The sequence below is a fragment of the Brevundimonas sp. NPDC090276 genome (assembly GCF_044772165.1).
Classification (GTDB): domain Bacteria; phylum Pseudomonadota; class Alphaproteobacteria; order Caulobacterales; family Caulobacteraceae; genus Brevundimonas.
Map to the genome: position 1 here is coordinate 67396 of NZ_JBIVYK010000002.1, position 22541 is coordinate 89936.

The following is a 22541-nucleotide window of genomic DNA, read 5'->3' on the forward strand; positions in this document are numbered from 1 at the left end:
CGGGGGCAGGCTTCGATGTATCATGTCAGCCGGTTTGCGGCGGCGACGCCGGATCGGGTGGCGGCGACCTTCATTCCGAGCGGTCGAACCGTCACCTTCGGCGCGCTGGACGCCCAGGCCAATCAGGCGGCCAACGCCCTACAGGCCCTGGGGCTGAAACGCGGCGACTGTGTCGGCATCTCGGTCACCAACCGGCCGGAGTTCCTGTCGGCCATGTTGGGGGCGCAGCGGATCGGCCTCTACTACGTCCTGCTGTCCACCAAGCTGTCGGTCGATGATCTGGCCTATGTGGTCGGGGATTCCAAAGCCAAGGTCGTGATCGTCTCCAGGGGCTGTTTCGCCGCTGAGACACCCGAGGTCCTGAGCTGCCTGGGGGCCAAGGTTTGCCTTCTGGACATCGAGGCCGAGGGTTTTGACGACTGGGCCCAGTTGGTCGCGGTCCAACCCGCCAGCCTGCCGGCGGAGACATCCCGAGGGCGGGACCTGCTCTACAGTTCGGGCTCGACCGGACGGCCCAAGGGGATCCTGAAGGCCCTGCCGGACGGCGCCTTTGACGCGCCTGATCCGTTCAATATCGGCGGTGCCGTCGCCTATGGCTTTGGGCCGTCGTCGGTCGTGCTGTCTCCCTGTCCCCTCTATCACGCGGCGCCGCACCGCTTCGCCAACATCACCCTGCATGCGGGGGGCATGCTCGTGCTGACCGAGCAGTTCGATCCGGAGATGTGTCTGAAGGCCATCGAGGCCTATGGGGTGAGCCACAGCCTTTGGGTGCCGACCATGTTCCACCGGATGCTGCAACTGCCCGATGCCGTGCGGAGCGCCTACGACCTGTCCACGCATCGTCACGCCGTTCACGGCGCGGCGCCCTGTCCGGTGCATGTGAAGCAGCGGATGATCCAGTGGTGGGGGCCGATCATCGACGAATACTACTCGGGCAGCGAAGGCGTCGGCTCGACCAATATCAGCTCGGCCGAATGGCTGGCCCATCCCGGTTCAGTCGGGCGGCCTCATGACTGCGCCGTCCATGTTCTGGGCCCCGACGGCGCGGAACTGCCGGTGGGCGAGATCGGCGACATCTATTTTGAATCCGCCCATGTGTTCGAATATCTGGGCGACGCGCAAAAGACTGGCCAGGCCACCAGCGCCGAGGGCTGGAGAACCTTTGGCGACATCGGCTACGTCGACGCCGACGGCTATCTCTACCTGACCGACCGTCGCCACTTCACCATCATCTCGGGCGGGGTGAACCTCTATCCGCAGGAGATCGAGTCCGTCCTGCTGGAGCATGAGGCGATCAAGGACGCCGCCGTCATCGGGGTGCCGGACGAGGAGTTCGGTCAGGTCGCCATGGCCGTCGTCGAACTGGTGGATCAGGCCTTGGCGAGCGACGAGATGAAGACCGCGATCCGCAGCTTCGTGCGCGCCCGGCTGGGACCGATCAAGACGCCCAAGGCGGTGGCGTTCGAGACGGACTTCCCGCGTCACGCCACCGGCAAGCTGTACAAGCGCGAACTGATCGCCCGCTATTCCTGAGCCGCATCGGTGGTTCCGTCTGCTGGTGATCTCAGCTCATCAGCAGGCCGGGGATTTCATTTGAAGCCCCTTGCGCCTTGGTCCCAGATGGGTCTTGACGCTGCGGCGGGGCCGCCGGGACGCGCACATAACAAAAGAGGCCGAACCGCATGAAACCATGCGGAATCCGGACGGACGTCGACAGGGATAGGGAGCGGGATTTTGAAAACCGAAGGCAAGGTCGGCGGCGTGGCCATGACGGCCTATTGCGCCTATGCGGTGCCGCTGACGGCGGTGACCGTGGCGACGCTCAGTTTCGTGCCGCCGCTCTATTCGCAAGGTCTGGGTTTGCCGCTGGCGACCGTGGGCGCCATCCTGCTGGCGGTGCGTCTGATCGACATCGTCATGGACCCGCTGATCGGCCTGGCCATCGACCGCAGCCATTTCAAGCAGCAGCACAAGCCGTGGATCTGGATCGCCCTGCCGGTCTTCCTGACCGCGATCAGCCTGCTCTTCTTCCCGGTGAAGGCCCTGGTCGGCGCGCCCTATCTGTTCGTCGCGGCCATGCTGACCTCGACGGCCTATACGACGGCCCTGATCGCGCACCAGGCCTGGGCCGCCGCCATCGCCACCGAGCCCCGGACCCTGTCGAAGCTGTTTGGCTGGCGTGAGGTCGCGGTCATCCTGGGCATCTTCGGCACCTTCGGCGCGACCGCCGTGGCCGAGCAGGTCGTCGGGCCGGGCATCACCGTCAAGGCAGCGGCGGCCGGCGGCTTCATCCTGGTCGCCATCCTCGTCTCGACCCTGATCACCAGCCTGTTCGCGCCCGATGAACGCCGCACCCAGCGTCACAGCCACGAGCCCCTGTCCAGGCACCGCGACTTCCTGCTCAGCCGGGGCTTTGTCGGCATCTGTCTGGCCATCCTCCTGCTGAACCTGGGCTGGGTCTCGGCCTCGGTGATCGGCTTCTTCATGGCGGAGCAGGTGTTCGGCATGGGCGGGCGCTACGCCCTGGGCCAGGTGGTCTTCTTCCTCGCCGGCGGTCTGGGCATGGTCGTCTGGATGAAGCTGGCGGGCTGGCTGGGCGACAAGCGCGCCCTGATCGTGGCCAGCCTCTATACGGCGGCGGCCTTCCTCTGCCTTTTCCTGTGGGGGCGGATCGGCACGCCGTCCGCCTATTTCGCCTATATGGCCAGCGTGGGTCTGGCCTTCGGCTCCGGTCCCTATCTGGTGCGCTCGCTGGTGGGGGCCCAGGCCAATGCCTATGAGGCGCAGACGGGGCGGCGCGTGCGTGGCATGGCCTTCTCGGTCGTGACCCTGTTCGACAAGGTCGGCACCGGCATGGCGGCGGGGCTGGTCCTGCCGCTGGTGGCCTGGCTGGGCTTCAACCCCACCGCTGACGCGACGCCGCACAGCATCCAGGTCCTGCTGAGCGTCGGCGTGGCGGCGCCCGTCGTCTCCCTCTGTCTGATGGCGCTGTCCCTGCGTCTGGGCTCGCAGCCCGGCGGGACCTTCGAGTAGGCGGAGCGGGGGATGAATGCGTCTGGAACTGATGAGGTCAGTTCATCGATGGCGCGTCCAATTCGTTTGTTTTCGCGCCGAGGCCGAACCTAGCATCGCGACTTGAAAAGGCTCGGTCGCAAGAGGCCGCACGGGGTTCGCCCGAGTGCTGAAGCCTTCGGGGAAGAATGATCATGAAGACGCAAAACAGATTCCGCCTGGCCTGTCTGGTGTCCACCGCCCTGCTGACGCCGGGTCTGGCCTATGCCCAGACCGCGACCCCGGAGCCGCAAGCCGAGGCCTCCAGCACGCTCGACGACATCATCGTCACCGCGCAGAAGAAGCAGGAGTCCCTGCAAAACGTGCCGATCTCGGTCGACGTGGTCGGCGGCGAAACCCTGGACCGCCTCAGCCTGTCCAACTTCGACGAGCTTTCGGGCAAAATTCCCAACTTCAGCGTCCGCAAGTCGGGCAGCACCTCCCTGATCAGCATTCGCGGCATCGGCTCGGGCGGCGATCGCGGCTTTGAGCAGTCGGTGGGCATGTTCGTCGACGGCGTCTTCGCCGGTCGCGACCAGCAGTTCGCCGTGCCCTTCTTCGACCTGGCGCGCGTCGAGGTTCTGAAGGGGCCGCAGAGCATCCTGTTCGGCAAGAACACCATCGCCGGCGCCGTCAACATCACCACGGCCGGTCCGACCACGGAACCGCGCGCCAGTCTGACCGCCGAATACGAGACCGAGGCCAACGAGCGCGTCCTGGCCGGCTATGTCAGCGGCCCGCTGACCGAGACCCTGCGCGGTCGTCTGGCGGCGCGCGTATCGCGCAACGACGGCTATCTGTTCAACACCCTGACCAACCGCGACGAGCGCACCAGCGAAGACGCCCTGATCCGCGCCTCGGTCGAGTGGGAGCCCAGCGACACGCTGAAGGTCAACACCAAGTATGAGCACGGCGACGTCAACCGCGTCGGCTCGCCCTTCCAACTGATCAGCTTCGGCGCCTACAAGAATGTGCTGACGGCCTTTGATCCCAGGATCGAGGACAGGCTGGATCGCCAAAGCTCGTCGGGCCGCTTCCTCAATGACGCCGAAGAGATCCAGTCCGACAACTTCGCGCTGGAGGTTCACAAGGAGCTGGGCGACTTCGTCCTGACCGCCGTGACCGGCTATTCGTCGTTCGACACCAAGCAGACCAACGACGCCGACGGCACGTCGATCCCGCTGATCGCCTACAAGCAAAGCGAAGAGTTCCGCCAGTTCAGCCAGGAAGTCCGTCTGGAGTCGCCGGTCAGTGACCGTTTCGAATACACCCTGGGCGCCTTCTATCAGCGCGGCACCTATTTCACCGATCCGCGCCTGGACGTGGACGGCTCGCTGCTGGGCACGGTCAAGGTCGGCTCGCAGCGGACCTTTGATCAGACCTCGACCATCTGGAGCGCCTTCGCCGAGGGCAAGTGGCACCTGAACGACGCCTTCACCGTCGTCGGCGGCCTGCGCTACACCAATGAGGACAAGTCGGCCTTCAAGCAGAACACGGTCCTGCAGTTCGGGACCAATACGCCGGAAACCAGCGGCATGGTTCTGGCCGTCAGCAAGGCCGTGCTGGGCAGCGTCAACTTCACCGCCGACCTGGACCGCAGCGAAAGCAACCTGTCGCCGTCGCTGGCCCTGCAATACGGCGACGCCGATCGCGGCATGGCCTATTTCAAGGTGACGCAGGGCTTCAAGAGCGGCGGCTTCGACGTCGCCGACCAGAGCGGCCTCAGCCTAGAATATCAGGGCGAAGAGGCCACCGCCTATGAGCTGGGCTGGAAGTCGCGCTTCCTTGACAACCGCGCCGAGGTGAACCTGGCCATCTTCCGCACCGATTTCGAGGACCTGCAGGTTTCGGCCTTCGACGGGGTGCGCTTCCTGACGACCAACGCCGCCGCCGCCCGCTCGCAGGGCGTCGAGGTGAACGGGCGCTGGCAGATCACGCCGGCCCTCTATTTCACCGGCTCGGCCGCCTATACCGACGCCACCTACCAGAACTACACCGGCGCGGTCTGCACCGCCGAGCAGAAGGCCGCCTTCACCGGACCGGGTTCCTGCCTGCAGGACCTGAGCGGACGCCCGCTGTTCGCCTCGTCCAAGTGGTCGAGCAACGTCAACCTTGAGCACGTCGCCGACCTGCCGAACGGCCTGACGCTGCAAAGCAATCTGGGCGTCAACTATCGCAGCAAGCACTACCTCGCGACCGACCTGGCCGAGGCCTCGCTGCAGGACGGCTACGCCTCGGTCGACGCCGGTGTGGCCGTGGTCAGCGAGAGCAACCGCTGGCGCGCCGGTCTGGTGGTCAAGAACCTGACCGACGAGCGGGCCATGGGCTATGTGATGAACGTGCCGATCTTCTCGGGCGCCCGCGTCGCCTCGATCATCCCGCCGCGCACCTTCGGCTTCAGCGTGACGGTGAACTACTAGGTCCTATCCGCTTCGGTCTTGCGAGGGACCGGGACGCGCAGGCTCGCAGCCTGTCCTCAACCTCATGACCCTCGGGCCGCAACGCCCGAGGGTTTCTTTTTGCGGCTACTCCGCCTTGGAGGATGTGACGGCCTCGGCGCGCTGCATGATCCGCTCGCGGATGTCGGCCTGGGTGGCGTAGCCGGTGACATAGGCCAGGCCGATCGAGTCCTGGAAGGACAGGTCCGCCGAGGCGTTGATGGCGAAGCGCGTGGCCTGCACCGTGCGGGCGGGCAGGGCGGCGATCTGGCGCGCCATTGTCATGGTGCGGTCGTGGAGGTCGTCGTGCGGCACGACATGGTTGGCGTATCCGGCAGCCAGGGCTTCCTGGGGGCTGACGCGGGCGCCGGTCATCAGCCACTCGAAGGTCTTGGCCTGACCCACCAGCTTTTGCAGCAGCCAGGGCGCGCCGTCGGCCGGGACCAGGCCGTTCAGCACATGGGCCCATTGGAAGAAGGCCCGGTCCGACACCATGCGGATGTCGGCCACCGAGGCCAGGTCGGCGCCCATGCCCACGGCGGGGCCGTTGACCATGGCGATGGTCGGCTTGACCATCTGCTTGAACCAGATGTGCATCATGGCCGTGTGCTCGTCGAACAGCAGGTTGTCCTTGATGAAGGGCGAGGCGGTCGGGTCGGCGGCGGCCTCCATCTCGGCCCAGTCCTTGATGTCCGCGCCGGCGGAGAAAGCCCGCCCGGCGCCGGTGATGACCACCACCTTGATCGCTGGATCATGCTTCAGCTCCTGAGTCAGGGCGCGCATGTACCGATCGAACAGGGACCAGCCGCCGGGCCGCACCTCGCCCGCCGCATAGCCCATGGAAAAGGCGTTCAGCCGTTCCGGTCGGTCGAGGGTCAGCAGGGCCACGCCGCTGTCCTCGACCTCGATCCTGAACCTGGTCATGCCCTCGGGCGCGTCGGCGACGGCCGCATCGACGCTGGGGTAATGGATCTCGCGCATGCTCTGGTCCCTAGGTTGAGGCTGGGCCAGACATGGGGCGCGGGCAGCGGTCGACACAAACAAGATCGCCCGATACAGATGAACCCAGTTCATGAGGCGGTGCGCCGTCCCAGCTTGCCGTGGAAGCTTCCCCCATGTCGACCATGCCGCCGCTGATCCTGTTGCAGACCGTCGAGACGGTGGTGCGGTGCGGCAGCTTCAAGCGGGCGGCGGACGAGCTTCTGGTCACCCCCTCGGCCGTGAGCCACCGCATCAAGTCGGTCGAGCAGGCGCTGGCCGCGCCCCTGTTTTTCCGTGTGGGGCAGGGGGTGGAGCCGTCCGAGCACGCCCTGTTGCTGGCAAAATCTTTCGCAGTGGCCCGCGCCGAGCTGATGCGCACCTGGGACGAGATCACCGCCAGCCGGAACGCCAACGGCCTGCGGCTGTGCTGCATGGCCAGCTTCGGCGATCACTTCGTCCTGCCGAACATCGAGGCCTTCCGGCGCAGGTTTCCCGACATCGAACTTGAGTTCACCAATGTCCGGCACGGCGACGCCCCTACGTCACGGTCGCACGACCTGATCATCGGGGTCGGCGAAATGCCCGGCGGCGGGTGGAAGATCGACGAACTGATGGATCTGGACATGCATCTGATCGCCTCGCCATCTGCGGCGGCCGGTCTGGCGGCGCGGCGCGTGCTGGACGTGCCTCTGATCGGCTACACGGTGGGGACCAGTTACTGGACGACGGTGGCGGATGAACTCGGCTACGAACTGCCTGCGAACGCCAAGATCCTGACCTTTGATTCCATGGCCTCGGCCTGTTCGGCGGCGGAGCACGGCCTGGGGGTGGCGCTGGCCCCGACCTATATCGCGCGCCGCATGGCCGCCGAGGGGCGGGTCGTCATCCTGGGCCAGCGGCCGATCAGGACCGGGCTGAAATACTGGTTCGCGGTCAATCGCGACCTGCAAGCCCTGCCGGTGGTGGCCAAGCTGCGCCGCTGGATCGGCGACCTGCTTCAGAGGGAAGGCGAATGACCACCCCCCTCGACGCCGTCGATCGCCGCCTGCTCGCCATCCTCCAGGACGACGCCACCGTGCCGATCGCGGAACTGGCCGAACGCGTGGGCCTGTCCCAGACGCCATGCTGGAAGCGGATCAAGCGGCTGCAGGATACTGGGGTCATCACCGCCCGCGTCGCACTGCTGGATCGTGAGGCTCTGGATCTGCCGCTGGTGGTCTTCGTCTCGATCAAGACCAGTCAGCACGATGAAGGCTGGCTGGAGGCCTTCAAGAAGGCTAGCGCCTTGCCTGAAGTGGTGGAGTTCTACCGGATGAGCGGCGAGGTCGACTATCTGCTCAAGGTTCTGGTCAAGGACATCGCCGCCTATGATCGCTTCTATCGACGGCTGATCGCCATCGCGCCGCTGTGCGACGTCTCGTCCAGCTTCGCCATGGAGCAGATCAAATTCACGACCGCCGTGCCGGTGCAGGGCGTCTGACGTAGAGAGAATGAAATTCTCCCGTAGGGATGAAAACGGGATTAAATAAGAAAATTCCTCTTTATCGCGCGGAATAGAGTCCTCTCCTGTTCAGGAGAATCCCATGTTCAAGCGTATGTTCGTCGAGCACCCGGCGTCGGTTGGAGAGAGCTATTTCGAGCACATGGGCGTGGCGGCCTCGTTCGGCGGGGCGATGTTCCTCGGCGCCATGGCCTGCTTTGTCCACGCCATCTTCCCCGGCCTCTGCGTCAAGACGGGCAGCGGCGTCGTCACCACCCTGCATCATCGCATGGTGACGCACAGGACCGACCCGGCCCGCGTGCCCAACCCGGATCAGGCCCATGTTTGATCGCCTGCCGCCCGCGCGCACCGACTCCCTGATGCAACTGGGCCTGCTGATGCAGGCCGACCCGCGCGCGGACAAGATCGACCTCGGCGTCGGCACCTATCGCGATGAGCGCGGCGCCATTCCGATCATGGCGGCGGTCAAGGCCGCCGAGCAGACGCTCCTGAACGAGCAGACGTCCAAGGGCTATGTCGGCCCGGCGGGCGACATGGAGTTCGCCCTTCGGCTGCAGGACGCGACCTTCCCTGGACTGGAAGCCGCCGCCGCGGGGCGTCTGTCGCGCATCCAGACGCCAGGCGGCACCGGAGCCCTGCGCCTGGCGCTGCAACTGATCACGCAAGCCAACCCTGACGCCCATGTCTGGATCGGTACGCCGACCTGGCCCGCCCACCTGCCGCTGATCGAGGCCGTGGGCCTGAAGGCGCAGACCTATGCCCACCTCAATGGTGACGGCGACGCCGACGTCGAGGCGCTGAACGCCGCTCTGGCGCAGGCGCGGCCGGGCGATGTGGTCCTGCTGCACGGCTGTTGCCACAACCCCACCGGGGCCGATCTGCCGCTGGATGCCTGGCGCGAGGCGGCGTTGGCCGCCGCGAGCCGCGGCCTGACGCCGCTGATCGACCTGGCCTATCCGGGTCTCGGCGACGGCGTCGAGGCGGATGTCGCCAGTGTTCGCGCCCTGCTGGATGGCTGCGAGACTGCGCTTGTGGCCTTGTCCTGCTCCAAGAGCTTCGGCCTGTACCGGGATCGCGCCGGGATGCTGATGATGCTGAGCAGCTCAGCCGCAACCGCCGCCAACCTGGGCCAGACCGCCGCCGGTCAGGCGCGACTGCTGTGGTCGAACCCGCCGGATCACGGCGCTGCGGTGGTCAAGGCCGTGTTGTCTTCGCCCGAGCTGACGCGCCAATGGCGAGCAGAGTTGGACGCCATGCGTGTGCGCGTCAACGCAGTCCGCGCCCGTCTGTCGGGCGTTCCCCTGCAGCGACTGGATCTCAGCCGTCTGTCGCAGCAGCGCGGCATGTTCGCCTTGCTGCCCCTGTCCGGCGAAGAGGTCCGCGTCCTGCGCGAGCGCCACGCCGTCTATGTGGACGCCTCGGGCCGCATCAATGTTGCAGGCCTCAACGACAGCAATTTCGGCTGCTTCGCCGAGGCGCTGGCTGACGTGGACCGTCTCTAGCCGAGCGCCGAGAGGCCGGGCAGATCAAGCTGGGAGGAGGGGGTGTGCTGTTGCAGCGCGGCGGCTGCGGCCATGCGGCTGTGGACGCCCAGTTGTCGGAAGGCGGCGGTGAGGTGAACCTTCACCGTGCTTTCGGAAATCATCAGGGCGCGTCCGATCTCCTTGTTCGATTTGCCCGCAGTTAGCAGCGTCAGGACCTGACGTTGGCGGCATGTCAGAAGGTGGGCGTCGTCGTGAATGTCCGCGCGCGGTTCGGGCTGTAGATCGCAAACGGTCGAGGGGATGTAGATGTTGCCTTCGAGCACGGACTTGAAGCTGGCCGCCATTTCGGCGGGGGCGCAGCGTTTGGATACAAAGCCGTGGGCGCCGGCGGACAGGGCGTTGAAGACCGAGCGTCGCGCGGGGGGCCAGGCGACCACAATGACCTTCAGGTCGGGGTGGTGGCGGCGCAGCCGCCGGATCCCGTCCAGATTGCCCATGCCGGGAAGCTCAAGGTCGACAGACAGCAGCTGTGTGTCGGGCGCAGAGGCGAGGCCCTTGAGCACGCCGCCGTAGTCGGCCTCCTCGCGGACTTCCTCGGCGGCAAGATGGTTTCGAAGCGTCGCCACCAGCCCGGCGCGATAGAGCGGCTGGTCGTCTGCCACCATGAACCTGTTCATTCTTCAGCCCGCAGCCCTTGTCTGGTCGATCTTCCCCGATCGCGATCGCCGCCTTGCTCAAACAAAGAGTATTGCTGCGAGCCAAGAAAACAGACAAGCTGTAAAAACCAATGTTTTGCAAATTTGAATGCCCGTATCAAATGATGGGCCGTATTTAGTCGGATGGTAGGCAATTTAACTTACATAGATGCAAAAACACCTTTTGATATATTGGGTCGTTACTGAAAATCATTAGGACCTTCCTCGGCCTCAGTGCTCCCGTCCCGCCCGCCACAGGGTCTGGGTGAGGGGCTCCAGGAGGTAGCTGAGGGCGCTGCGGGACCGCAGGGGGACCAGGACTTCGGCGGGCAGCCCGGCGCGCAGGCCCGTGTCGCCTCGGATCTGGCGGATCTTGTCCAGTTCGGCGGGCGGGACCACGATCTCGATCTCGAAGTATCGCGCGCCCGTGCGTTCGTCCTCGAAACTGTCGGCGGAGACGCGGGTGACGGCGCCTTCAAGTATGGGCAGATTGCGTTCCTGAAGCGCGCTGAAACGGACCTGGGTCTTCATGCCGACCTTGAGGTCGTCAGCGTCGGTCGGCGCGGCCTTGGCCTCGACCACCAGGGTCCGATCCTGGGGCACGATTTCCATGATGGTGGCCCCGGCCGCGACCACGCCGCCGATGGTGAAGGTTGTCAGGCCGACGACCTTGCCTCCGGTCGGAGCGCGGATGACGGAGCCCGCGACCTGCTCGCGCATAGCATCCAGCTTGGGCTGGACCTCGTCCAGACGCTGCTGGATCTCGCCCAGTTCGGTGGAGATTTCTTCAAGTCGCATCCGGTCCAGCGACACCATTTGAAGGCGTGTCTCGCCGATGGCTTCGGACGTTCGGGCGGAATCCGCGCGAAGCGCGCCGTATTGTCCGTCCAGTTCGGAGACGTTGCGCTCCATGGCCCGTATCCGGTTCACCGCGACGAAGCCGTCGGGCAGCAGGCGGCGCATCCCTTCCAACTCCTCGCCCAGCAGTCTGGACTGCTCGCGGTTGGAGTCCATCTGGTGGGCCAGTCCGCCGATCTGTTCGCTCTGCTGACGGACGCGTTGCGACAGAACCGCCCGTTCGGTCTGGATCGAGGCGCGTCTGGCCCTGAGAAGCTGGCTCTGTCCGGCCAGCGCCTCCTGCGCCAAGGCAGCGTCGGCGGCGGTCAGATGCGTGAACTCGATGGGCTCGGTCAGTTCGCTCCGCCCGTCGCGCTCGGCGGCCAGGCGGGCGCGGCGCGCCAGAAGTGAAACCACCTCGCTCGTCATGGCGCGCTCTGACGCCACCAGTTCCGGCGTCGCCACGCGCAGCAGGGGCTGGCCCGCTCGGACGGTCTGGCCTTCGGTGACATAGAGGCCGGTGATGACGCCGCCGTCCCTGTGCTGGACGACCTGCCGGTTGCCCGAGACGGCCACGACGCCGTCGGCCATGGCCCCGGCGTCCAGGGGCACGAAGGCCGCCCACCCCAGCAGGCCCACAAAAAAGGCGCCTGAGAGGATGAAACCGATCCGGGCCTCGCGGTGCGGGGCCGCGAGGTTGGTCCGGGTCAGGGCCAGCGACGAAGGCTGGGTGCGGGTCAGGTCCTGCATGGCTCTACCTCGGCTTCATGTTGACGACGTTGTCGCCGGCGCCGACCGCGGCCAAGGCCGCGCGGACCTCGGCCTGTGGACCCTGGCGTTCGATCGTTCCGCTGTTGAGAACGGCCAGACGGTCGACGTTGCGCAGCACCGATGACCGATGCGCCACGATAAGGATGGCCGCGCCGCGGGCCTTGGCGGCGTCCATGGCGTTGCGCAGCGCCAGCTCGCCTTCGGCGTCCAGGGCGGCGCTGGGTTCGTCGAGAATGAGGATGCGGGGATCGCCGTAGAGGGCGCGTGCCAGGGCGATGCGCTGGGCTTGGCCGCCCGACAGTCCCTTGCCCCCCGGCCCGAGCATCGCATTATAGCCGCCGGGAAGGTGAAGGATCATCTGGTGGGCCCCGGCCTTTTCAGCCGCCGCCACCACCTGCCGGTCGATCGTCTCCTGATCGGCATCCAGATCGGCGGCGAAACGGGAAATGTTCTCGCCGATCGTACCGGCCATCAGGCCGCTGTCCTGCGGCAGATAACCGATATGGCGGGCCAGGGCCTCGGGATCCCAATCGGCGTAACTGGCCTCGTCGATTCGAACATGGCCGCCGTCCGGCGACAGGGCGCCCGCTACCACGCGCGACAGGGTGGACTTGCCCGCGCCCGACGGGCCGATCACGCCCAGGATGTCGCCGGGGACCAGCCAGAGCGACACCGAATGCAGCAGATAGGTCGTGCCCTCGGGGTTGCGGACGCTGACATTGGCCAGTTCGACATAGCCTTCCGGCGGCGGCAGGATCAGCGTGTCGCGCACCAGAGGTTCAGTGTTGGTCAGCAGGGTCTTGAGCACCCCGACGGCCTGGCGGGCCTGGACGATGGTCGGCCAGACGCCGACGGTCTGTTCGATCGGCTGAAGGGCGCGGCTCAGCAGCACTGAGCCGGCGATGATGGCGCCGACCGAAATCTGGCCGCTGACAGCCAGCCAGGCCGCCGCGCCGAGGGCCAGGGACTGCAGCGCCATGCGCGTGAACTTCACCAGGGCGTTATAGCGGCTGCCAGTCAGCTGGGCGTCGACCCCGCCCTCCAGGGCCTGGGTTCGGGTCTCCAACTGACGTGAGACCATGGCCCGACGCATGCCCAGGGCCCGGACGACTTCGGACATGCCCACGGCGGCGTCATGGGCGGCGTGGGCGTTGGCGGTTGCGCGGTGGCTTTCCTGCGCGCCCTTGCGCGTGCTGTTGGCGTTGGCCAGTGCCAGTCCGGTCAGCACGCAGCCGCCAGCGATGATCAACCCGCCCAGCAGGGGATGGATCATGAAGGCCACCAGCAGATAGATCGGCGTCCAGGGCACATCCATCAGGGCGATGGCCGCTGGTCCGGCCAGGGCGGTGCGCAGTGAATCGAAATCGCGCATGGCCTGGGCGGTCGAGGGCTCGCCCGGCATGAGGCGCTTGCGGATCATCAGCCGGTCGAGGATTTCTCCGGCGAGCAAACCGTCCAGGCGCAGCGCCGCCCTCGTCATGATCCGGCTGCGCATGGCGTCCAGCGCCGCCAGGGTCGCCAGGGCGATGCAGACCAGAACCGTCAACCAGAGCAGGGTCAGGACCCCGCTGGTGGGCACCACCCGATCATAGACCTGCATCATGTAGATGGTCGGCGCCAGGTAGAGGATGTTGACCAGGGCGCTGAAGAAGGCGGCCAGCCAGAAATAGCTTCGGCACGCCTTCAGCGCGTTGTCGAAGGGCTTGGGGATGTCACCCAGTACGATCTTCACAGTCGCGTCTCCCCTTGAGGAAGGCGCCGGGCCGCGCCGAGGGTCGCGGCCCGGCGGGGTTCACCCGAAAATGTACCCGTCATCATCGAGATGATTGCAGTCGATCACGTCGTCCTCGAACAGCTGGAAGCGCTGTTGGTTGGGTCCGTCGCCCATGCTCCTGAACTTCAAGCCTCCTCCCGACGCGTCGTGCCCGTCATCGCAGAAGCTGGGCCGGAACGTCCGTCCGTTCGGTATCAGGAAGTCGTCCGCATCGGGATTGGTCAGGTTCGGCACCGTCACCAACACCTCGGTTTCGCCGCTAGGCAGCGAGGCTTCGGGCTGAGTGGCCGGAGCCAGGCCGGACGCACCGCCAAGGATGAAGGCGGCGGGCGTGAGGCTGCCGCTGGCGACCCCGTCCAGCAGCAGGGTTTGTCCTCCAATCGTTACGCTGGCGCCCGATCCCGCCCCGTTGATGGCGACCAGGGAGGCGAAGGTCGCCGCGGTTACGCCAAGGCCGCTGAGATCGATCTTGTCCGTTCCGACCTTGAAGTCGGTGATCCGGTCGCCGTCGCCGAAGACGAAGACATCGTCGCCTGAACCGCCGGTCAAAACATCGTCGCCGTCGCCGCCGTCCAGGCGGTCATCGCCCGACCCGCCGCTCAGGTGGTCGTCTCCTGCGCCCCCCTTCAAGACATCGTCGCCGGAGCCGCCATAGAGGAAGTCGTCGCCTGCGCCACCGGTCAGGGTGTCGTCGCCCGACCCGCCGCTCAGGGTATCGTCGCCGTCGCCCCCGATCAGGGCATCGTCAGCCGAACCACCGGTCAGAACCCGGTCCACGGGCGGCGTGACGGGGACGACCGGGGGAAGGCCGGTGTCCGTGCCGCCGTCGTCATCATCATCGTCGCCGCCAGGCTGGCCCGTATCGTCATCGTCATCGTCATCATCGCCGCCGGGAGGAAGCGTGCCGTCGTCATCCTCATCATCCTCATCATCGTCGTCATCGTCGCCGGCGGGGGGCGGCGGGTTTGGCTGGAAGATGAACTCGGGCAGGTTTGTCAGCCCGGTGTTGCGCATGATGATCTCGGAGAAGGTCAGCGCCTGCCCGTTGTTGAACAGGGAGTCGTCGAAAATCTCGAGATAATAGAGCCGGTCGCCATGTTGCAGCCGGTTCAGCTGATCTAGGAAGATGTAGCCGAAGGTCGAGCCGAGCTGGCCATGGCGGGGCTTTTCGGACAGGCCCCCGACCCACAGGTCCATGCTGGCGAAGCCGTCCGGGTAGGCCGTCTTGAGCTGCTGCAGGGCCTCGTTCGACAGGCCGTTGCGCGTCTGGAAGTCTGACCAGCCCGTGTAGGGGCGCAGGCTGGCGTCGCCGGTCTTGGCGTAGAGCTGCTCACGGACGGCGTTGAACGGCGGGATGCCGACGTCGCGACCGCGGAAAATGTTGAGCGCGGCCAGGTCCAGCGGCCGTCCGACCAACTGGTTGCGCAGGGCGTTGACGATGTCGACGTCGATGGCCTGATGGGGGGTCGTGGCGGCGCCGAGCAGCAGGGCGTCGACGCCGATTCCGGCCAGGGTCGCAGGATTGAGGAAGGCCTGCACCAGCGAGATCTGCTTGGTCGTCCCGTCGGCATCCACATAGCTGACCGTCTCGTTCAGCATGGAGTGGCCGAAGCGATAGGCTGCCTGGGCGAACTCCAGCGAGATGGAGGCGTCCACAGTCGGGTCATAGCCCTCGAACCCATGCTCGTCGTCATCGTCCAGTCCGCCGGCCATGGCCTGGGCGAACTCGGTGAAGACGACCCGCTGGTACTCGGCGATGTTCATGATGCGCGCGGCCTCGAAATACTCCTCCTCGGTCCAGGCTCCGTTGGTCGCTTCCTTCAGACGATCGACCCAGTGGTTGTGGTTGCGTTCCCAGATCGTATGGACCGAGGTCAGCATGACGTTCTCGTTGCCGCGCCCGTCGCCGACCACGTAGTAGTGGCCCAGCGCGTCCAGATCGAGGACCGGCTGGCCCGTCGCCGGGTCGGTCTTGTAGACGGGCACGAAGTCGATCAGCAGGGGCTGGCCGGTGCCGTCATAGTTGGAGATGTCCTCCGCCGTCAGTTCCTGGCCGCCGGTCATGATCCGGTAGTTGGCGCGAATATCGTCCAGCGTCGGCAGGTTGGCGCGGCCGGTGGCGTCAGGGGCGCCCTTCAGCAAATAGGCGGTCTGCAGCGGCTGCCCGTCGGGACCGACCACCCATTGCCGCAACAGGTCGGTGATGGCGTCGTGCGAGCCATAGGCCTGGTTCTGATCGACGAAGGGCGAGGTGTCGTTGATATACTGGGCCGCGATCTCGTCGCCGGTATTGGGCACGCCGTCGGGATCGACGCCGGTGCCGGGCACGATGTTGGCCCGCGGCGCTGAGATCGGGAAGTTCGGCGAACCGATCGGCATATTGCCCGGCGCGCCCTTGTTGATGAAGTCCAGCCCGTGATCGAAATACTGGCCGAAGGCGGTCAGCAGGGCGGTGCCGCCGAAGGCGTTGGGCGTGCTTTCCTCGACGCCGTCGCCGTTGTTGTCCTGGTTCGAAACCAGATCAGAGATCTGACGCGGCGTCAGGGTGGTCTGCCGCACGCCCGAAGCGCCGTCCGTATAATAGGGGTCGGTCAGGCGGATGAAGGGCTGGCCGGCGTTGGCCAGATGCGGATTGGCGACATTGTTGCCCAGGCCCGAGGCGTCCCGGAACAGACCGTCGCGCACCATCTGCAGCAGGTCTTCGAAGTCCTCCTCGTCCATCGGCAGGTCGAAGGCGCTGTTGGAAGGCGCTTGGACGACCCCCTCGGCGGCCAGGCTGGGCGTGCCGAAGTAGGTGACTGAGTGGGCACCGCTCGCCAGCTTCACGCTGCCGTCCGGGTTGTAGGTCTTCACGTAATCCCGGAACGTCTTTCCATCAGCCAACTCGATCACGTCCTGGGGTCGCAGGGCGCCGACAATGGTGTCATTGCCGCCGCTGGAGCGGAGGACGACGCGGTGCGCCGACTGCATGCCCGTAATGTCGAGCGTGTCGTTGCCGCCGCTGTCATTGATCGTGATGGTCGAGAAGCTGAGGCTGGTCGGGTTGAAATTGCCGCTTGTAGTGACGGTGTCGTTGCCCGGTCCTGTGTTGATGATGATCTCTTCGATATTGTCGAGTTCTGCGATCACCACGCCATTTCGGGTCACAACGATCTCGGTCTCGGGGCGGAGGCCCAGGATGCCGGCGGTCTGCGCCGCGACGCTGGAGTAGACAATGAAGGCCTCGGCCGTGTTGTTGCCGTTGACCGTGAAGGTGTCCGTGCCCGCGCCGCCGTCGACGAAGTCGCGGCCGCCGCCCACATTCCACAGGATGGTGTCGTTACCGCCGCCGGCGAGGATGACGTCGTCGCCGCCCGCTCCGTCGAATGTGCTGGCGGCGTTGTCGCCGATCAGGATGTCGGCTCCGTTCGTGCCGCCGATGGGGCCTGTCACGTCGCGCGTGAGCGTCACCGTCGCCGTATCCGTGGCGTTGGCGGCGCCCGAGCCGTCGTTGCCTGTATAGACGAAGGAGCCGCCGGCCCCGCCCGTATCGGTCACGGTCACGACGCCGTTGGCCCGCGTCGCCGTGAGACCGTTGAGGTTGCTGAGCCCGGTGACGGCGATGGTGTTGCCGTCGACGTCGACGTCGTTGCGCAGCAGCACCCACTCGGGGATGGCGAAGGAGCCGGCCGCGACGTTGGTGATCACCGTGTCATTGTTGACCGCCGGCTGGTCATTGACCGCCACGACGTTGACGGTGGTGCGGGCGATCTGGCTGGACAGGAAGCCGTCGTTGACGGTCACCTCGATGATCCGATCCACCGTGGCGGGGTTCTGCGACGTGTTGCGGAACTCGACGGCCTGGAGCGCGGCCTGCCAGTTGGCGATGCTCGGCTCGTTGCCGGTCAAGGTGACAATGATCTGGCCGGGGACCGAGGTGTCGATCATGCGGGTGATGTTCCCGGGCAGGTTGACGGGCACGTCAAAGGCGTCGCCGGCCTGGGCGTTGGTCAGGACCACGCGGGCCGAAACGATCTGCTGGTCCTCGACGATCAGCGGCGCGGAGGCGATGCTCTGATCGGCGCCGTCTTCGGTGAAGGTGGTCTCATAGTCCCGGATCGCCGATTCCGTGAAGGTGACGACCAGATTGTCGATGTTGACCGTCTCATTCGTCCCCGAAATGTTCGAGGCCACGAAACGGATGAAGGCGTTCTGGGTGAAGGGGCCTGTGAGCGCGATGTTCCTGTTCGCATTATTGGTCGCGCCGGTGATCAGGTCGATCTGGACCATCGCCGCCAGGGTGCCGTCCCGCGAGAAGAAGACCGTCACGGTCTCGCCGGCGTCGAGACCATCCTCGGCCACCGAATAGGCCAGCGACGCTGACGCTTTCCCGCCCAGTTCAACGGTCCGCTGGATCTGCGCGCCGTCGCCTTGCGTGAACTGCAGGACGTTGTTGTTGCCGCCGTCGATCCGGATCTGACCGGTCGTGACGACGTTGTTGTCTCCGGTTTCAACCCAGTCTGGGTTCCACGGCGCACTGCCCGTGGAGTTGCCGAAGTTCGCGGTGTTGAAGTTGTCCGCGTACTGCCGAATGACTTGCTGCAGGAAGAGCTGCGGCGGCGTGAGACTGACGTCGCCATCGGCGAAGCGCAGCACTTCGATGTTGCGGATGGTGTCGGTCCCGTCGGACACGCGGTTCTGACCCGTTGCAGGATCGACCGCCCCGGCGGTCTGCGCGCGGTGGAAGATGGTGATGCTGCCGTCCGGGTTCGATGTGATGTCGTAGTTGGCGCGGACGTCCCAATAGACGGCGACGTCTGTGCCGCTGTCGTCGTGCAGGATCTCGCGCACGATGTGGAGCTGGCTGGGCGTGATGACCCGATCCAGCATCCAGACCGAAAGCGGTTTGGTCACGCCCCCAAGCGTCACATTGTCCTTGAGGCTGTTAATGGTGGCGATTTCGGCGCCCGCGGCGTCGCGGATCGAGATCCGCACGTTGAGCCAGGCGTCGCCGTCGATCACGTCATCGCCGCCGCGCCCTTCGATGACGTCGCTGCCGCCGCCGCCGAGCAGGATGTTCCCGCCGACGAAGACCGACTTCACCGTGCCCGTGCTGTCCGCCCAATAGGGACGTGTCGTCATCAGATTGGCGGTGATGATCTGGTTGAGGCCGGCGATCCGGTCGATGCCGGCCTGATCCAGTTCATGCCCGACCATGGTCCCCTCGGCCGCAGCCAGGACGCTGCCGGCGTCTGTCGGCGCTGCGCGATCGTCACCCCAGAGCCGGTCGTTCTTGATCCAGCCCGACAGGGCCTCGACGCCGTCGAAGCGGTTGCGCAGGATGTCGGCCTGATCGGTGGTGAAGATCGGCTTCGTCAGGTCCGAGTCGGCTGCGAGGCCGCTGCCTTTGTGGATCGCCCAGTCGAAGCCGAACATGCCCTCGTTGCGCATGACGCTTTCGCCCTGGACCATGATGTCGTCGCCGGACTCGGCGTCGAAGTCATGCTCGTCCGAGCCGGCGAACATCACGTCATGGCCGATGATGGTCGAGTTGAAGAAGAGCTCGGAGTTGTCGCCGGCGGTGGTGTCGAAACCGCCGCCGCCCTCGATCCAGTCGTCGCCTTCGTTGCCCATCAGGAAGTCGACGGCGTCGCCGCCCAGGATGAAGTCGTCGCCCTGGCCGCCGAACACCTCGGTGTCGTCGACGCCGACGAAGAAGACGTCCTTGCCCGATCCGCCCATCAGGATGTCGAGGCCGTTGGAGTTGGCGATGACGTCGTCGCCTCCTTCGCCTTTCAGGAAGTCGCCGCTGTCGCCGCTGTCGGTGATAATGTCGTCGCCGTCGCCGCCGTTGACCAGGTCGACGCCTGCACCAGCCTCGATGCGGTCATTGCCGGCCCCGCCCCAGATGGAGTCGTCGCCGAAGTCGGTGATGATGGTGTCATTGCCGTTGGTGCCGCCGATCGAGACGTGCTCGCCCCCGGTAAAGCGCAGGAAGTTGGCTTCCACGGCGCCCGTCAGGGGATCGTCGCGCTGGACCTTGCCGCGCCCCATGCCCTCGAGCACCAGGTCGTTGCCGGTCGGGTCCAGCCCCAACTGCATCGCCGCATTGACCTCCAGATAGAAGTCGTAATCGGCGAAGACATTGACCCCGAGGTGCCGGTTGACGATGTCGTCGCCGGTGCCGCGAATGCCGTCCGGTCCGGGGTCGGCCAGAGCCGAGTTCTTGATGATCAGCTTGGAGAAGGCGTTTTCTTCCAGCTGGTTGAGGAAGTTCAGCCCTTGGGTGCGGGTCAGGTAGTAGAAGCGGTCGCCGTCCTGCAGGTTCTCCAGCTGGGCTTCGAAAATGGCGTTGAAGGTCGAGCCCAGCATGCCGCCGAAGGGCATCTTTTTCTCTGCCAGACCGCCGATCCACAGGTCGATGGCGTTGACGCCGGTCTGGGCCGCCGGACCGTTCAGCCAGGCGATCCGCGCGGCGCGATCAGCCGTGGTTTCGCCCGCCGCACCGAAGACCAGGGCCCAGGCGGCGTCCCGCTTGGCCGCCGAAGTCGCCGCGCTGGTGATGCTGATATGGGTGCCGTAGGCGGCGATGAAGTTCACCACCGACAGGGGGTTCTTCAGGTTGGCCGCGAAGTCGACCCAGTTCTTGTAGGGCTCCAGGAAGGTCGAGCCCGTCGCCGCATAGAGCTGGGCGCGGGCGTCGTTCAGCGACGGAATCCCGGCGTCGCGTCCGCGGGCGATGTTGATGGCCGGCAGATCCAGCGGCAAACCCAGCAGGTTGTTGCGCAGGGCGCCGGTGACGAACTCGTCGATCTCGTTGCCGCGAATACGCGTCATGCCGGCCACGATGGCGGCGGTGGCTTCATCCGCCGTGCCCAGGGCGTTCATGGCGCCGGGGTTGAGGAAGGCCTCGATCAGTCCGATCTCGCTCTGGGCCCCCGTATTGGCGTCTACCAGGCCGATGTTCTCGGTCAGCATGGAGTGGCCGAAGCGGTAAACCGTGTGGGCGAACTCAGCGAAGATGCTGGGGTTGATGTCGGTCGTGCTGTTGAAAACGAAGGGGTCGATCAGGGGCTGAACCTGGCGCGCGAATTCCTCGAACACCAGGTGCTGGTACTGCATCTCGGTGGCGAAGCGCGCCGCTTGGAACAGGCGCTCGCCGTCCCAGTTCAGCGTGTTGGCGAAGGCGACCTGATCCAGAGCCGACAGGGAAGCGAAGTTGGCGGGCAGGCCCGCAATATCCGTCGCCAGCCATTCATTGATGAAGGCCATGTCGCCCGAGCGCAGGATGGTCAACTGCTGGGCCTCGACCTGCCGATTGTGTTCCGAGTGGAAGACGTGGTGGACGGCGGTCAGGCCGATGTTCTCATTGCCGCGCCCGTCGCCTGTGGCGAAGTGGGCGTTCAGCAGTTCGTCGTCATAGGCGACCTTGCGGCCCCGGAAATCGGTGGCGATCGTATTGCCGGCGACGTCGTCAGTGTCGGCCTGCACGACCAGGGTTCCAGGCGTGGCGGGGTTGCCGTCCGCGTCGAACACCGTCCCCGGCACGGCGTTGTGCGCGATGTCGTCGAGGAAGGCGTGCGTCGTGCGCGCCGGCCCGAAATAGCTGACGCCGTTGATCACCACCGGCGTGGTCGCCATGGCGATCAGGTTGATCGGATTGGCCGCCGTGCCGGAGATGACGATGTCATCGCTGGTGTTGGGAATGCCGTCGGCGCCTATGCCGACGATGACCTGAGCGTAGCCGGTGGTCGGGTCGGGAATGAAGCGGCCATAGGCGTCGGTGCGCAGCAGCGGCACGTTGAAGACGTCCTGATCGGTCAGTTCGATGCCCAGCATGGTCCGCGCCTGGGCCTTGACGTCGGCCCAGGTGCTGAGTCCTCCGTTTGCGCCGTCCAGCAGGCGGCCGGTGGCCACGGTCCGGCCGTTGACCGTCGCATACTCGCGCAGGAAGACCTGGTGCGATGGATGCGAGGTGTAGGTCTGGTTTTGATCGACAAAGGGGGTGGTGACGTTGACCGCCTCGTGCGCGGTGTCGTCGGCGGTGCCCATGATTCCATCGGCGCCGGGACCGGCCACCGGGGTGGCCCGGCTCAACACCATGAAGGCGTTCTGCGCTGAGACCTCGTCGCCGGTGCCCGGAATGCCGTCGGCCCCGTGCGTGCGCAGCGGATCATCGGGCGCCAGGGGGATGTAGATGGTGCCATTGTCGGTCTTGGTGATCAGGTCCAGGCCATGATCGAAGAACTGGCCGAAGAAGGTCATCCAGCCGTTGAAGGGCGCGGTCAGGCCCTCGTCAGCGGCGACGTTTGGGATGATCAGAGAGCCATTCTCGGCCTCCAGCCCCTTGGCCTCAAGCACCAGATCGAACTCGGCCTGGGCGGCGTCGCGCGCCGTCTGCTTCGCGGCCTCGTCGAGACCGGCGTCGGCGTTGATGGCGACAATCGTGCTGATCAGGGTCGTATGAGCGGCGCGCACCACGGCAAGGTCGCCGTAGACGTCAGCCGAGCCGGCAAAAGTCAGAGCGGCGACGATGGCGGCCGGGTTGTTGAAACTCATGTCGGCGACAAGGTTCGAGATCAGGCGCGGGTCGGCGTCCGCGACATTGCCCGAGTGCCCGCCGTTGACGCCTGGAGTTGGCGCGCCGATGACGCCGTAGTTGTTGTTGGTGACGGTCTGGCCGCCGCCCAGCACCATGCTGTCGTCGCCCTCGTTGATGAAGTTCGGGTTCAGCAGCCGCGGCATCGGCTGGTCCGACGCGCCCCAGAACTCTCGTCCTTCGATCAGGTTATTGTAGCTGCCGTCCACCGTGCGCAGGCCGTACGGCGTCTTCGCGTCCGGAATGGCCAGGGGCAGGGTCGGATCGAAGCTGGCCGAGGTGTACCAGGCCCGGTCGGTGATCACCCGGCCATTGGCGTCCAGACGGATCTCCGTCAGGGGCGTGCCGTTGGCGTGCGCCTCGGCGATCTTGATCTGCTTCAGGATGAATTCCAGATCATGTTGATTGAGCGCGACCATCTTAGCCTCCGG

Annotated in this window: 13 protein-coding genes; 8 read left to right on the plus strand and 5 right to left on the minus strand. The window is 65.9% G+C overall.

Translation table 11 applies throughout. The features are described from left to right. Positions 1-15 precede the first annotated feature (15 nt). From ACIQTU_RS06170 to ACIQTU_RS06180, 3 genes are all read left to right on the plus strand, one after another. Positions 16-1533 (plus strand): AMP-binding protein, encoded by a 1518-nt coding sequence (locus tag ACIQTU_RS06170; RefSeq protein WP_400543944.1) that lies wholly within the window; start codon positions 16-18, stop codon positions 1531-1533. A 201-nt stretch (positions 1534-1734) separates the two neighbouring features. Then, positions 1735-3033: an MFS transporter gene (locus ACIQTU_RS06175; protein ID WP_400543947.1), complete on the plus strand. Its 1299-nt coding sequence runs from the start codon at positions 1735-1737 to the stop codon at positions 3031-3033. A gap of 173 nt (positions 3034-3206) precedes the next feature. After that, a complete protein-coding gene (locus ACIQTU_RS06180) occupies positions 3207-5471 on the plus strand; it encodes a TonB-dependent receptor (RefSeq protein ID WP_400543950.1) in 2265 nt (754 codons plus the stop codon). Positions 5472-5576: 105 nt separating this feature from the next. On the opposite strand, the gene ACIQTU_RS06185 is transcribed toward ACIQTU_RS06180, so the two are convergent. Next, positions 5577-6470, minus strand: coding sequence for an enoyl-CoA hydratase/isomerase family protein (locus ACIQTU_RS06185; RefSeq protein WP_400543952.1), 894 nt, complete (start codon positions 6468-6470; stop codon positions 5577-5579). Positions 6471-6604: 134 nt separating this feature from the next. On the opposite strand from ACIQTU_RS06185, the gene ACIQTU_RS06190 reads away from it, so the two are divergent. The 4 genes from ACIQTU_RS06190 (at position 6605) to ACIQTU_RS06205 (ending at position 9473) form a co-directional block, all read left to right on the plus strand. Next, entirely contained in the window at positions 6605-7486 is an 882-nt protein-coding gene (locus ACIQTU_RS06190) for a LysR family transcriptional regulator (protein ID WP_400543955.1), read from the plus strand. Further along, positions 7483-7950 carry an Lrp/AsnC family transcriptional regulator gene (locus ACIQTU_RS06195; RefSeq protein WP_400543958.1) on the plus strand — a complete coding sequence of 156 codons (468 nt, stop codon included), beginning with the start codon at positions 7483-7485 and terminating at the stop codon, positions 7948-7950. The genes ACIQTU_RS06190 and ACIQTU_RS06195 overlap by 4 nt, the downstream gene beginning before the upstream one ends. Before the next feature lie 103 nt (positions 7951-8053). Further along, complete coding sequence (locus tag ACIQTU_RS06200; RefSeq protein ID WP_400543961.1) at positions 8054-8299, plus strand: DUF6356 family protein; 246 nt, start codon at positions 8054-8056, stop codon at positions 8297-8299. Next, positions 8292-9473, plus strand: a complete 1182-nt coding sequence (locus tag ACIQTU_RS06205; RefSeq protein WP_400543964.1) for an aromatic amino acid transaminase — start codon at positions 8292-8294, stop codon at positions 9471-9473. The genes ACIQTU_RS06200 and ACIQTU_RS06205 overlap by 8 nt, the downstream gene beginning before the upstream one ends. Here ACIQTU_RS06205 and ACIQTU_RS06210 read toward each other — a convergent pair. Beyond that, the gene (locus tag ACIQTU_RS06210; protein ID WP_400543967.1) at positions 9470-10120 is read right to left on the minus strand and encodes a LuxR C-terminal-related transcriptional regulator; all 651 of its coding nucleotides are present in this window, start codon (positions 10118-10120) and stop codon (positions 9470-9472) included. The two genes, ACIQTU_RS06205 and ACIQTU_RS06210, sit on opposite strands and share 4 nt — an antisense overlap. Here ACIQTU_RS06210 and ACIQTU_RS06215 point away from each other — a divergent pair. After that, a complete protein-coding gene (locus tag ACIQTU_RS06215) occupies positions 10119-10259 on the plus strand; it encodes a hypothetical protein (RefSeq protein ID WP_400543969.1) in 141 nt (46 codons plus the stop codon). The two genes, ACIQTU_RS06210 and ACIQTU_RS06215, sit on opposite strands and share 2 nt — an antisense overlap. Positions 10260-10381: 122 nt before the next feature. Here ACIQTU_RS06215 and ACIQTU_RS06220 read toward each other — a convergent pair whose 3' ends face one another. Genes ACIQTU_RS06220 through ACIQTU_RS06230 form a run of 3 tightly spaced genes read right to left on the minus strand, consistent with a single transcriptional unit; the run spans position 10382 to position 22529 of the window. After that, entirely contained in the window at positions 10382-11737 is a 1356-nt protein-coding gene (locus ACIQTU_RS06220; protein WP_400543972.1) for an HlyD family type I secretion periplasmic adaptor subunit, read from the minus strand. 4 nt (positions 11738-11741) lie between these two features. Continuing rightward, a complete protein-coding gene (locus ACIQTU_RS06225) occupies positions 11742-13490 on the minus strand; it encodes a type I secretion system permease/ATPase (RefSeq protein ID WP_400543975.1) in 1749 nt (582 codons plus the stop codon). A gap of 60 nt (positions 13491-13550) precedes the next feature. After that, positions 13551-22529, minus strand: coding sequence for a peroxidase family protein (locus ACIQTU_RS06230; protein ID WP_400543978.1), 8979 nt, complete (start codon positions 22527-22529; stop codon positions 13551-13553). Between the last annotated feature and the right edge of the window lie 12 nt (positions 22530-22541).

What these genes read in the sequence shown, in the direction of transcription:
- ACIQTU_RS06170 (WP_400543944.1), top strand. Translation starts at nt 16, where the DNA reads ATGTATCATGTCAGCCGGTTTGCGGCGGCGACGCCGGATCGGGTGGCG.
- ACIQTU_RS06195 (WP_400543958.1), top strand. Translation starts at nt 7,483, where the DNA reads ATGACCACCCCCCTCGACGCCGTCGATCGCCGCCTGCTCGCCATCCTC.
- ACIQTU_RS06205 (WP_400543964.1), top strand. Translation starts at nt 8,292, where the DNA reads ATGTTTGATCGCCTGCCGCCCGCGCGCACCGACTCCCTGATGCAACTG.
- ACIQTU_RS06200 (WP_400543961.1), top strand. Translation starts at nt 8,054, where the DNA reads ATGTTCAAGCGTATGTTCGTCGAGCACCCGGCGTCGGTTGGAGAGAGC.
- ACIQTU_RS06215 (WP_400543969.1), top strand. Translation starts at nt 10,119, where the DNA reads ATGAACCTGTTCATTCTTCAGCCCGCAGCCCTTGTCTGGTCGATCTTC.
- ACIQTU_RS06185 (WP_400543952.1), bottom strand. Translation starts at nt 6,470, where the DNA reads ATGCGCGAGATCCATTACCCCAGCGTCGATGCGGCCGTCGCCGACGCG.
- ACIQTU_RS06180 (WP_400543950.1), top strand. Translation starts at nt 3,207, where the DNA reads ATGAAGACGCAAAACAGATTCCGCCTGGCCTGTCTGGTGTCCACCGCC.
- ACIQTU_RS06230 (WP_400543978.1), bottom strand. Translation starts at nt 22,529, where the DNA reads ATGGTCGCGCTCAATCAACATGATCTGGAATTCATCCTGAAGCAGATC.
- ACIQTU_RS06220 (WP_400543972.1), bottom strand. Translation starts at nt 11,737, where the DNA reads ATGCAGGACCTGACCCGCACCCAGCCTTCGTCGCTGGCCCTGACCCGG.
- ACIQTU_RS06190 (WP_400543955.1), top strand. Translation starts at nt 6,605, where the DNA reads ATGTCGACCATGCCGCCGCTGATCCTGTTGCAGACCGTCGAGACGGTG.
- ACIQTU_RS06210 (WP_400543967.1), bottom strand. Translation starts at nt 10,120, where the DNA reads ATGGTGGCAGACGACCAGCCGCTCTATCGCGCCGGGCTGGTGGCGACG.